The following is a 12468-nucleotide window of genomic DNA, read 5'->3' as shown; positions in this document are numbered from 1 at the left end:
GTCGTTGTATAAGCATATTCCGATAACAGCCATGTTTTATAAAGAATGTACCCCTTATGTTTAATGTTTAATGAAAATGAAATACATCAAAAGGGTTCTATTTGTTTCTACAGTTTGCACCGGTAATTTGTTTAGTTAGGTGTTAGTTTAAAGAGCTTGGTTTAAGTATGGCAAAGATTGTGGTTGAATAAACAGCCAGAAGTAAAAAGCGAAAGGAGCCAATCGGCTCCTTTCGCTTTATGCGTATTTTTTTTTCATATTATCAAATTCTTCACGTGCATTCAGTATTTCTGCAAGTTTATCCATTACATCTTCAACAAGTGAATCGGGACAGGACGCTCCGCTGCTTACCATGATCTTTACCGGACGTTTTGCCGGTAGGAAATCTTTTGTAACATATTCCTGCTTGTTATGAAAATTGAAATGCATGATTTCTGTTGCAGACAAAATTTTGTCGGTGCTGTTAATAAAGTACACAGGAAGTTTTTCTTCGCATAACTCAACAAGATGAGTTGTGTTAGAGCTGTTGTAACCGCCAACAATAATTGCAAGATCGGCTTCAGTTTCCAACATGCCTGATACTGCTGTCTGGTTATCGTTTGTTGCATAACAAAGCGTATCTCTTGTGTCGGCAAAACGTTCGCCGATTGTTTCAGCAGTAAGATTGTAGTAATTGGTAATTAAATCTTTGAAATATTCTGCAATAGCCTGGGTATCGCTTGCGAGTTGTGTTGTTTGGTTTACCACGCCGAAACGTTGCAGGTCTTTTGCAATATCAAAGCCTTCAGAATAATGTCCTTTAAATTCATCGTAAAACAAATGCGCATCTTTTTCCCCCGTAATATATTTTCCGAGCGCAATTGTTTCCTGCATATCGTTTACAATTACAGTTGGGGTGTGCGAACTTGCATGTGAAAAAGTTGCTCTTGTTTCTTCGTGTTTTGGTTTACCGTGTATAACAATGGAGTAACCTTTTGCAGCGATCTGTTCACTACGGTTCCATACTTTTTCTACAAACGGGCAGGTCGTGTTATACTTCTCCGTTTTAATTCCTTTGTTGTTCAGCATAGCTTCAATGTCGAGTGTGGTGCCAAATGCAGGAATAATCACTACATCATCACTTGTAATACTATCAAAAGGAATCAGCTGTTTACCATAAGTATCCTGAAGAAACTGCACGCCTCTTTCAATTAGTGTTGCATTTACCTGCGGGTTGTGAATCATTTCACTCAATAAAAAAATACGTTTGCCGGGATTTTCATCAATCGTTTTAAATGCAATCTCAATTGCGTTTTCAACACCATAACAAAAACCAAAATGACGGGCCAGGTAAAACTGCACATCTCCAAGATCGAGCAGTGTAGGCGTAAAATCCTTCTTCAGTTTGTCATCCTGTTTACGTTTATTTTTTATTGCTGTGATAAATGAACTGCGGTAAATATTCGGTACTTCAAACTTCTTCATGGTAGTGTATAACTGTTGCAAAGGTACAAGGTTTACTGCCATGGAAACACCGCCGAAAAGAAGCCAATACGCCTGCTGCCGCCATTTGCAGATTGGTTCGTATTATTGGGGTTGAATTATGACCACTATGGCTGCTGAATTTAAACCTGCGGAATGGGTTCATTCATCGAATATTTATGAGGTGAACCTGCGGCAATATACCAAGGAAGGAACCTTTGCTTCGTTTGCAAAACATTTAACACGTTTGAAAGATATGGGTGTGGAGATTATCTGGTTTATGCCGGTAACGCCCATCTCCGTGAAGAACCGTAAAGGAACATTGGGCAGTTACTACGCCTGTTCCAGTTACGTAGATACCAATCCGGAGTTTGGAACTGTTGCAGAATTTAAAGCACTTGTTCAGCAAATCCATTCATTGGGTATGAAAGTGATCATCGATTGGGTAGCGAACCATACCGGTTGGGATCATGAATGGACGATCAGTAACCCAGACTATTATACACAGGATCACCAGGGAAATTTTAAACCTCCTGTTGAAAATTGGGAAGATGTTATTCATCTCAATTTTTACAATCCTGCTTTACGCAAAGCAATGATTGATGCCATGAAGTTTTGGGTCAGCGAATGCGGCATTGATGGTTTCCGTTGCGATATGGCCATGCTTGTGCCGGTTGATTTCTGGGCTGAATCAAGAAGAGCCCTGGATAAGCTACGTCCTTTGTTTTGGCTGGGCGAATTTGATCAATGGAACGATGAGCCTTTTGCACATGTGTTTGATGTAAGTTATACCTGGCATTGGATGCACATCAGCGAAGAATTTTATAAGCACAGGAAAAAAGTTGTTGAGCTAGATAAAGCGTTAGAAGGATACAGGCATCGAAATCCTTCAACACACCTGCAATCGTTCTTTACGAGTAATCATGATGAAAACAGCTGGAACGGAAGTGAATATGAAAAATATGGTAAGATGGCATTACCATTAGCTGTATTCAGTTGTACATGGAGTGGGGTGCCGTTAATTTATAGCGGACAGGAATTGCCAAACAACAAGCGCCTGCAGTTTTTTGATAAGGATGAAATAGAATGGACAGACAAACCAAAGCTGCATACGTTTTATCAGAAGCTGTTACACCTGCGTAAAGAATATGCTGTGTTTGCCGGGAAGAATAATGCTGCCATTACATGGCGGATTGCAACAACAGAACCCGACTATGTGTTTTGTTTTGTTCGGAAAAATGGTGAAGCAGAGTTGTTAGTGTTGCTTAATTTTTCGGACAAGCCCGTACAGCTTGTTTTACATGATATGCGTGTACGTGGAAACTTTACCGAACTGTTTTCGGAGAAAACTTACAATAGCGCCGATGAATTTACGCTTGACAAATGGGGTTATCTTGTTTTACAAAAAGCATAAAAAAAAGTCCCCGTTTTTAACGGGGACTTTTTAGTTGATAATTATCTCTTTCAGGGTTCGTTTCTTAAATCGTTAATTGCATATTGGTAAACACCTTCGTAGCCGGGATAGATCCCTTCTACGATAACACTGTTGCCTGCACTTTCAATAATTCTTGTAAGTTCATCAACCGACTTCACGGTTTTGCCACCTGCACGAACAATGATAAAGCCTTTTTTAATTGTTGTTTGTTCGGCTATTAAACCATCGCTTAATGTTTTTACAACAACACCACCTTCAACACCATATTCTTTTGCTTTTTTAGCATCGAGTGTTTCCAGCTCAACACCTAATTTATCTAATGCAGAAGTTTTTACGATCTCTGTATTACCACTGCTGTTTTTAAGTGTAAGGGCTGCTGTTTGTTCTTTGCCGTTGCGGATAAACGTAACATTTAATTTTTGTCCGGGGCGGTAGCTTGCAACTGTACCTGTTAATTCGTACCAGGTTGATACCGCTTTGTTATCGAGCTTAATAATTTTATCACCTTTCTTTAAACCTGCATCAGCAGCTGCGCTGTTACTCATTACTTCGCCAATAACAACACCATCGCCCTCTTTAATTTGCGAATCAGTGTCTTCATCTGCATTTGCTTCCGGACGAATACCAAGGAATGCACGTTGTACTGTTCCGAACTTAATCAAATCATCCACTACTTTCTTTACAATGTTTACAGGAATAGCGTATGAATAACCGGCGTATGTTCCGGTAGGAGATGCAATTGCAGCGTTAATACCAATCAGCTGCCCACTTGTATTAACCAATGCCCCACCACTGTTACCCTGGTTAACCGCAGCATCAGTTTGAATAAAGCTTTCAACCACGTTTGCGTTACGGCCGGCATTACGTTGGTTAATACCAAGGAAACGATACTTGGCACTCACAATACCCGCAGTAACGGTAGTTTCAAGTGTTAACGGATAACCAACTGCCAATACCCATTGGCCAAGCTTTACTTCATCAGAATTACCATACAACAGGTAAGGGAATCCTGATCCATCAATTTTAATAACAGCCAGATCGGTATTTGCATCCGTAGCAACTACTTTGGCCTTGTATTGTTTTTTTGTATTGAGTGTAACGGTTACTTCATCTGCACCATCAACCACGTGGTTGTTGGTAACAATGTAACCATCGGCCGAAATAAATACACCACTGCCACTCGCCATTTGCGGACGTGTGTTTTGAGGACTGCCAAAAAACTGATCGAACAGATCATCGCCAAACATATCGCCAAAAGGATTGCTGCGGCGACGTTGTGTATTGTTTGTTTGTGTAGGATTTGTTTTGGTTTTAATGTGCACTACGGCTGCTACTGTGGAATTAGCTGCTGCTTCAAAATCTACCGGGCCGGGTGTTCCGCCACCATCAAACAAGCCTGCGTAGTTTGCAGGAATTTCGCCCTGGCTTTTGCTTACAGAACCGTTTCTGCTGCTCAGTTTTGCATAGAGGAAAACACTTGAGAGCGCAGTAACTGCACTAACAAGTACGGTTACGAGAATGTGTTTTGCTTTCATCTTTATCTTCTTTTTTTAATGTTCAAAATATCAAAGGCTGTGCCTTTCTGTTTGTAAAATAACGAAGCTGCCATCATTTCAGACCTACCATGAAGCCACATTTAACAAACAGTTATGAAGACCTTCGTAGTTCTCCTAAAGTTACAGTTTCTCTTAAAAATAACTGTCATAGAAATAACAGCAGCTCTGTTCTTTGGACTTATTCATTACGTGGTGAATAAAAAAATCCCGCCATTGTATTGGCGGGATTTGTATTGCGAAAGATTGATTCTGTTATGGGAAAATACCCAGCTCTGCGTAGCTGATAGCTACTTTGTTAATTGCAACAACATAAGCTGCAGTGCGCATATCAGGAATAGCAGGATTTTGTTTCCAGCAATCCATTACTTCGTTTACTGCAGTAATCATTGTTTCTTCCAAACCACTGTACACTAAGTCAACTTCGTCTGGTCCGTGTGTAATAGCATCACGGTGTTCTTTCTTTACTTTTTTACCGCTCAGGAATTCCATCTGGCCAAGAATGTTTGTGTTCATATTCTCGGTAAAACGTTTTTCCAAACGACCGTAACGAACGTGACTGAGGTTTTTTAACCATTCGAAATAAGAAACAGTTACACCACCGGCATTTAAAAACATATCGGGTACAACCAACACGCCATTTGCAACAAAAATTTCATCGGCTTCAGGAGTTAACGGACCGTTTGCAGCTTCTCCAATGATTTTTGTTTTTACACGTGGTGCATTATCTGCATTAATTACGTTTTCCAATGCTGCAGGAATTAAAATGTCGCATTCCAATTCCAATGCATCTGTATTTTTTTCGCAGTTGGTAGCTCCGGGGAAGTTGAGGATAGATTTTGTTTCTACACGATGTTTAAACACAGCGTCAACATCCAAACCATCATAATTGTAAATGCTTCCTTCATATTCTGCAAGCGCAACAATTTTAGCACCTGCCTGTTGGAAGAATTTTGCGGAATGGAAACCTACGTTACCCAAACCTTGTACAATTACACGCTTGCCTTCCAAACCTGTTGTAAGTCCAAGCTTGCTCATCACATCTTCCATGTTACATACTTCACGTATGCCATAGAAAACACCAAGACCTGTAGCTTCACGACGGCCTCTTACACCACCTTGCGAAACAGGCTTACCTGTAACACAACCTGCAGCATCAATTTCGCCGGGGCGTAATGAACTGTAGGTATCAACGATCCACGCCATTTCACGTTCGCCTGTTCCGTAATCAGGAGCAGGAACATCAATGCCGGGTCCGATGAAGTTTTTCTTCACTAATTCTGCTGTGTAGCGGCGTGTAATTTTTTCAAGTTCGTAAGCCGAGCGTTTGCGTGGACTTATTTTGATACCACCTTTCGCACCACCAAACGGAACGTTTACAATTGCACACTTATAGGTCATAAGTGCTGCAAGTGCCATTACTTCGTCCTGGTTTACTTCCATAGAAAAGCGGATACCGCCTTTACAAGGTGTTTTGTGTTGAGAGTGTTGTACACGGTAAGCTTCCACTACTTCAATGGAACCATCGTCCATTTTAACAGGGAAACGCATTTGATACACACTGTTACATTGTTTGATCTGTTCAAGGATACCCTTATCCCATTTTGTAAAAGCTGCGGCTTTATCGAAGCTCTGTTCTACTGCACCGAAAAAGCTGTAATTCGTAGTTGACATACAATCGTTTTTAAAATGAATATAGCAATCGTTTAGTCTCTTGATTGTTTTTCGAGTTTCGACAGTTTGCGGTCGATACGGATAACATAACCAATAAGACCAAATAAGATAATTAAACACACTGCAACCACAACATATATCTTTCCATTGCTACGCATAGCATCTGCCATTTCGGGCTGCTCCGCCTGAGCAGCAGCAGAAGATGCAAAAAGCAAAATGTTTGTTGCTAAAAGCAGGAAAGCGAGGAATAGTTTCTTCATTATAAGAGTGATTTATCGGACAAAAGTTTTATTCTGATTTTGATCGTAGAAATCCAAACAGCTAATAAAGTCCAGCCAAGTACTGCAGGGTAAAAAACCATACGCAAACGGCTGTCGATATCATTAAAATTTAAAGCAGGATTTCCACTTTCGCTGCCGGGTGCACCTGGGTGCAAACTGCCTACCAAACGGGGAATGATCCATATGGTTGGAAACAACATGGCAAATGCAAAAATGTTGTACACTGCTGTTACTCGTGCACGTTTATCGATATCGGTAAAACTTCCACGTAAAACAAAATAGGCACAGTAGATAAGGATGGCAATACCGGCACCTAAAAGTTTCGGCTCTTTTAAAATGTTACTGAGCGATTGTCCCTGATCGGTGACCCATGTATAATTAGCCCATACCGCACCGGTAGCATAACCAAGCAACCCCATAAAAGTGCCGGTGCCAGCAAATGCAGATGCGAAAACATCGTTCCGGTATTTTTGCGTACGCAGGTATTTAATACTGTACACAAGGCTTACGCAAAACAGAATCATCATGGTAAACCACATGCTTACATGAAAATAAAGATTGCGTATAGATTCGTTGAGAATGAAGAGCCGTGGTACATCCATTAAAAAGCCACCAACAATGGTGTAAACAAGTAAAACAACGGCAGTTATCTTCCACCAGGATTTATGCATATAATCAGCTTTAAAAAACAAACACAAACATTTGTTTTGCCTGCTTAAAGTGCGGCAAAGTTAGTGGTTGACCTCTAATCTTTCCATAAAAACGGAAACAAAATCATACACAAAGCCAGCACAAGAACATCGAGACCGCCTAATAAAAGCACCATTTGCAATACGGCTCCGTCTTTAAACATTTCGCCAAAAGCGGCCTTTGAAATACGTATCAGCAGCAATAATTGAGGAATGATGATGGGGAAACCCATGATGACCATAATGGCTGCATTCTGATTTGCTCTTGAGGCGATAGCAGCCAGTAAAGTAAATACCAGGCTCATACTTACACCACCTAAAATGGTAATGCCGGTAAACTGAAGCGCATGTAAAAAAGGGGCACCAAGAAAAAAGCCAAACGTAAGCAGGCTCAGCAAACTCATTACAAGCATCAGCAAAACATTGTAAAAAAGTTTTGCAAGAATAAACTCCTGCGGGCTTGCAATGGAATAATAGTACAGCATGCGGCCACGGCTTTCCTGCAAAAAACTTTTAGCTACTGCATTAATGCTGATGAAGAGCATGTTTACCCAAAACAAGGCATTCCACACCGATGCATCGGGTTCGTTTACTGCAAGAAAAAGAATATATACGGTACAGGCTATGTAAAGAAGAATGCCGTAAAATGTGTACTGCTGTCTTATTTCGAGCAGCAGATCTTTTTTGAACAGGGTTGCTATTTTTTGTGCTGATATCAATACGTAAGCTTAAAACAGTAGATAATAATTTTAGTTGTGCTGATGATAGCAATGCCTGCAGCGGGGTTCGTACTTATCTTTTTCACCCAACACTACCTGTGCTCCTTCGCTTGAAGTGCGGTACGAGTAGTTGGCAATATTACCACACACTACACAAATGGCGTGCAGCTTGGTAATATAATCAGCAACAGCAAGGAGGTTGGGCATTTGTCCGAAAGGTTGTGCTTTATAATCCATATCAAGTCCGGCAACAATAACCCTTGCTCCACGTAAAGCCAACTGTTCGCATACATTGGTGATTTCTGCATCAAAAAACTGGGCTTCATCAATACCCACTACTTCCACATCCTGCGCCAGCAACAATATCTTTTGTGAATTATCGATAGGAGTGGATTGAATAGCATTTTCATCGTGCGATACAATCTTCACATCATCATAACGTACATCCACAGCCGGTTTAAAAATCTCCACTTTTAAATTGGCAATGCGTGCACGCTTTAAACGGCGGATAAGCTCTTCTGTTTTTCCACTGAACATGGAGCCGCAGATCACTTCAATCCAGCCACGACGATCGCCTTTTATATTTGGTTCAATAAACATTATCAATATTTTATGCTAAACTGTTGTAACTTAACAGCAAATTTCCAATACCGCCAAAAGTAAGCACTATTCATGGAACGTATTGTTTCTCTCGTTGAACAATTACAGCAAGCACTCCAGCGTAATGCGGATGCAGCCCAGATGTTGGTACTCACAAACATGTTGAGGGCCGAGTTAGAACAATCTTTGCAACAAACAAAACAATCAGCCGGGTCGAACCGTGTTGCAGTGGTATTACCTGCTGCAAGAATATCGACTGCAGTTGCTGAAACAAAAGTTGAAGCAGCCCCAGCTACAGCAACGAAACTGGTACCACCCGCAATAGTGAAGATTGAAGAAAAACCTGCCGAAAAAATTGTAGAAGTGCTGCAGATAGATGAAGAGGAAATTGAGGCCGAACTGGAAGAGATTCGCCAGAAAGCCGAATTTGCTAAAAAGGTGGAAGCTCAACAACACCAGCAGAAACCTGTTTTACTGTTTGATGAAGAGCCTGAGGTTCCAACACTTATTCATCAGCCCAATTACGAAGAGCCCAAACCGGCTCCTGCACCCACACCTGCTGCTGGTAAAGATTTAAATGAAGTAATGAACGGGAAACAGCTCTCGTTGAATGATCAGCTGGGAAATAATCAAGCAGAAATTGTACATAAGCTAAGTGAATCGAATGCGATAAAAGATCTTAAAAAAGCGATAGGCATTAATGATCGCTTTGTGTTTATTAATGAACTCTTCCGTGGCGATGAAGCCATGTACGAACGCAGCATAAAAACCATCAATAATTTTTCCATCTATCCTGAAGCACAGTACTGGATGGAACGTGAACTGAAAATTAAACTGGGTTGGGATGATACCCGTCCGGCTGTTCAGGAATTTTATGCATTGGTGAAAAGACGTTTCTCCTGAAGCCATTTAAGTATGGCCGCCGTTGCTCCTGCATTTTCCTTTACATAGTTTTCTGCAATTGTTGAAGCTGCTGAAATATCCATTTGTCCCATTACGTCTATTAACTCTTTTGTATTGCTGATGGTAGAACTTCCACCAAGCTTTTTCAGATCAACACTTTCTTGAAACTTTTCGAAGTTGGGTCCGGTGATGACGGGCTTGCCATACACGGCAGCTTCTAAGATATTATGATGGCCGCTTTTATTGAAGCCTCCGCCAACATAACAAACAGTTGCGTATTTGTAGAGGCGAGAGAGGTAGCCGATGTTGTCAATTATAAGACAGTTATGAGTCATGGGTTGAGGGTTATGAGTAGATAGTTCTGAGAATGTAATTGAGTTTGTGAAGAGTGTTTTTAGTCGACTGATATTTTCGGCCTTTATCTCGTGTGGTGCAATGATGAGTTTGTACCGATTGTTACTCTTCATCCATTCAGCAAGGATAGTTTCATCTTCTGCCCATGTACTGCCTGCAACGATTATGGGATCAGTTCCGCAAAATGCATCGGCAATTTCAACGGGTTGCCATTGTTCAGCCAAAGCAATTACCCGATCGAAACGTGTATCTCCCGCAACAGTTGTTTTACCAGCTAAACCAATACCATCTAATAATTCTTTTGAAGCAGCATTTTGTACAAACAGGTGAGAAAAATTTTGCAGCATGTTTCGATGGAAACTTCCCCACCATTGAAAGAAAGGCTGCGACGGACGAAATATCCCTGAAACTAATATTGTTTCGATGTTTCTGCTTTTCAGCTCTGCCAGGTAATAATGCCAGAACTCATACTTTACAAAAACGGCTAAGTCTGGCTGAATAAGATCAAGAAATTGTTTTGCGTTTGAAGCTCCATCCATCGGCAGGTACATTACATGATCGGCACCGTTATAATTCTTTCGTATTTCGTAACCCGAAGGAGAAAAGAAGGTGAGCAGGATTTTGGAATTTGGATTTTGGGTTTTGATTTCTTCCAGTATTGGTCTTCCTTGTTCAAATTCCCCCAGGGAGGCACAATGCATCCAAACAATAGAGTTGCCGGGTTCTGTTTTCCAGTTTGAACTCAGTTGTTGTTGCCAGTTTTTCCTGCCTTCTACCCATTTTTTGGCTTTGCTGTTACGGGTGGCGGCAATGCTAATGAATGCTCGATATAGAAAAAGAAAAAGTTGATAATAAGCGATCACGCTAAAACTTGATTTGTGTGTTATTACACAAAGGTCTTAGTTTCTTTTAATTAAAGTGAGGATTTTATCTGAAAGCTTTTTTGTTTTAATTCTTAATTATTTTAATACGTGCTTTGTATTTTTTTTCGGCTACAACTTCTACAATATATAAACCTGCCGGGGCATCAATATTTAACTCTAATAAATTGGTTGATCCATATTTCTTTGTAGCTATTGTTTGTCCGTTTAGATTATTAATGCGAACCGATACATCATTATATCTTTTACCCAAATTTATTTGCAGGTTGCCATAAGTTGGATTGGGTAGAATATTTATTTTACTATCGAAATTTGCTTCAATTATTCCTGTTGTGGTTTGTGTAAACTTGAGAATAAATCCATCAGCCAATCCATTTGAAACAAGATTTTGGGTTGTTCCTCCCCAATTGAAATTAGAGGTGGCGTCGAAATGGCCTGCAGTATAAAAGTTGCCTGATCCATCCAAAGTTATTGCCCATCCATAGTCGTTTCCAGCTCCGCCAATGTGCATTGCCCAAACAAACTCACCGTTGGTTGTAAGTTTACTGATAAAACCATCAATTGCTCCAGATGATTGAAGATTATATACTCCTGTTCCTGGATTGAAATCAGCTATATATTGAAATATGCCGGTTGTATAGACATTGCCCTGTGCATCTACTACAACGGATGTACCATAGTCTTCAATTTGACAGCCTCCTAGTTGTTTTGCCCAAACAAAATTGCCGTCGTTGTTTAGCTTAACCAAAAACCCATCATTTAATCCACCAGCCCTGATTGTTGTATTGCCAGCTCCCGGATCAAAGTCTGTAGCACCTTTAAATGTTCCGGTTATGTATGCATTTCCATTAGCGTCGGCCGCAATAGAATTTGCAACACTGTAATCAAATGCGCCTGTAGTAAATTGCTTCACCCAAACAAAATTTCCAGTAGAGCTAAGTTTTAAAATGAAACCTTCAGAATCGCCATAGGTATTTAAATAAGCAGTTCCTTCGCCCGGATCGTAATCACAATTTAAGCCACGGAAAGTACCTGTGGTGTAAACAAATCCAGAGGCATCTACCGTAATTGAATTACCCATATCAGTATAAATGCCCCCCATTTTTTTTGCCCAATCAAAACTTCCATCTGCCTTTAGTTTTAAAACAAAAGCATCGATATAGTCTGCGGTAAGATTAAACACAGAAGGACTTGGATTGAAATCAACAGTTCCCTTAAAGCTGCCAGTTACATAAACATCCCCGGACGAACTTGTAGCTATACCCAATCCACGATCTTCTTCAGTTGATCCGCCGTAAGAACTTGCCCAGACAAAATCACCATTGCTGCTTAGTTTAACGACAAATATATCCCAACTTCCTACGGGTGTAAGTAAATAATCATTTGGTCCGGGATCAAAATCGGCGGTTCCATTATATGCTCCTGTTATAACAACATTTCCTGAAGCGTCGATTGCGAGACTTCTGCCACCTTCACGTCCTGCGCCACCTAATTTCTTTGCCCATATCAGATTTCCTGCAGCATTTAGTTTCGTTACAAAAATCTCTTCTTGACCTGCAGAAGTTAAGTTAAATACTCCTGGTCCGGGATCGAAGTCTGCAGTACCATTAAAAGCACCACTACTGTAAATATTCCCTGAAGCATCTACAGCAATTGCATATACCGCATCGTTAGAAGTGCCACCAAATTGCTTTGCCATATCAAAGGTTTGTGTAAAACCAGGGTTGGAGTTCAACAAAAGGATGCTAATTGTCAATAGGATCTTATTCATGGTTTTGAAAAGTTTCATAGTTAATTTCATTGGTGAATAGCTTAATTAATTGCTAAGATAAAACCAAATGCTGTTTCAGTCAATTTGAAATGCTTTATTAGCAGCTACAATTGGTCAAATCTTACACGGAATTAGGAACGCCAAACG

At 40.5% G+C, this 12468-nt stretch carries 11 protein-coding genes; 2 read left to right on the top strand and 9 right to left on the bottom strand.

Annotated elements, in window-relative coordinates; genetic code table 11:
• Positions 1 to 237: 237 nt before the first annotated feature.
• Positions 238 to 1485 (bottom strand): 4-hydroxy-3-methylbut-2-enyl diphosphate reductase, encoded by a 1248-nt coding sequence (locus ESA94_RS05590; RefSeq protein WP_240670993.1) that lies wholly within the window; start codon positions 1483 to 1485, stop codon positions 238 to 240.
• 106 nt (positions 1486 to 1591) lie between these two features.
• Between ESA94_RS05590 and ESA94_RS05585 the strand changes: the two genes are divergently transcribed.
• Complete coding sequence (locus ESA94_RS05585) at positions 1592 to 2875, top strand: alpha-amylase family glycosyl hydrolase (RefSeq protein WP_129129846.1); 1284 nt, start codon at positions 1592 to 1594, stop codon at positions 2873 to 2875.
• 50 nt (positions 2876 to 2925) lie between these two features.
• On the opposite strand, the gene ESA94_RS05580 is transcribed toward ESA94_RS05585, so the two are convergent.
• From ESA94_RS05580 to ESA94_RS05555, 6 genes are all read right to left on the bottom strand, one after another.
• Positions 2926 to 4431 (bottom strand): trypsin-like peptidase domain-containing protein, encoded by a 1506-nt coding sequence (locus ESA94_RS05580; RefSeq protein ID WP_129129845.1) that lies wholly within the window; start codon positions 4429 to 4431, stop codon positions 2926 to 2928.
• A 273-nt stretch (positions 4432 to 4704) separates the two neighbouring features.
• A complete protein-coding gene (locus ESA94_RS05575) occupies positions 4705 to 6123 on the bottom strand; it encodes a Glu/Leu/Phe/Val family dehydrogenase (RefSeq protein ID WP_129129844.1) in 1419 nt (472 codons plus the stop codon).
• A 32-nt stretch (positions 6124 to 6155) separates the two neighbouring features.
• A complete protein-coding gene (locus ESA94_RS05570; RefSeq protein WP_129129843.1) occupies positions 6156 to 6383 on the bottom strand; it encodes a CcmD family protein in 228 nt (75 codons plus the stop codon).
• Positions 6383 to 7075 carry a cytochrome c biogenesis protein CcsA gene (gene ccsA, locus ESA94_RS05565; RefSeq protein ID WP_129129842.1) on the bottom strand — a complete coding sequence of 231 codons (693 nt, stop codon included), beginning with the start codon at positions 7073 to 7075 and terminating at the stop codon, positions 6383 to 6385. Before ccsA ends, ESA94_RS05570 begins: the two co-directional genes overlap by 1 nt.
• Positions 7076 to 7149: 74 nt before the next feature.
• Positions 7150 to 7812, bottom strand: coding sequence for a heme exporter protein CcmB (locus ESA94_RS05560; RefSeq protein WP_129129841.1), 663 nt, complete (start codon positions 7810 to 7812; stop codon positions 7150 to 7152).
• 30 nt (positions 7813 to 7842) lie between these two features.
• Entirely contained in the window at positions 7843 to 8412 is a 570-nt protein-coding gene (locus tag ESA94_RS05555) for a thymidine kinase (protein ID WP_129129840.1), read from the bottom strand.
• A gap of 72 nt (positions 8413 to 8484) precedes the next feature.
• Here ESA94_RS05555 and ESA94_RS05550 point away from each other — a divergent pair, with 72 nt between their 5' ends.
• Positions 8485 to 9315, top strand: coding sequence for a hypothetical protein (locus tag ESA94_RS05550; RefSeq protein ID WP_129129839.1), 831 nt, complete (start codon positions 8485 to 8487; stop codon positions 9313 to 9315).
• Here ESA94_RS05550 and ESA94_RS05545 read toward each other — a convergent pair.
• A complete protein-coding gene (locus ESA94_RS05545; protein ID WP_129129838.1) occupies positions 9285 to 10532 on the bottom strand; it encodes a 3-deoxy-D-manno-octulosonic acid transferase in 1248 nt (415 codons plus the stop codon). The two genes, ESA94_RS05550 and ESA94_RS05545, sit on opposite strands and share 31 nt — an antisense overlap.
• An 85-nt stretch (positions 10533 to 10617) precedes the next feature.
• The gene (locus ESA94_RS05540; RefSeq protein ID WP_164972658.1) at positions 10618 to 12249 is read right to left on the bottom strand and encodes an SBBP repeat-containing protein; all 1632 of its coding nucleotides are present in this window, start codon (positions 12247 to 12249) and stop codon (positions 10618 to 10620) included.
• Positions 12250 to 12468 lie beyond the last annotated feature (219 nt).

The sequence above is a fragment of the Lacibacter luteus genome, assembly GCF_004118265.1.
Taxonomy (GTDB): Bacteria; Bacteroidota; Bacteroidia; order Chitinophagales; family Chitinophagaceae; genus Lacibacter; species Lacibacter luteus.
Note: the sequence above shows the minus strand (reverse complement) of the source record. Positions and strands in the feature narration are given on the sequence as shown.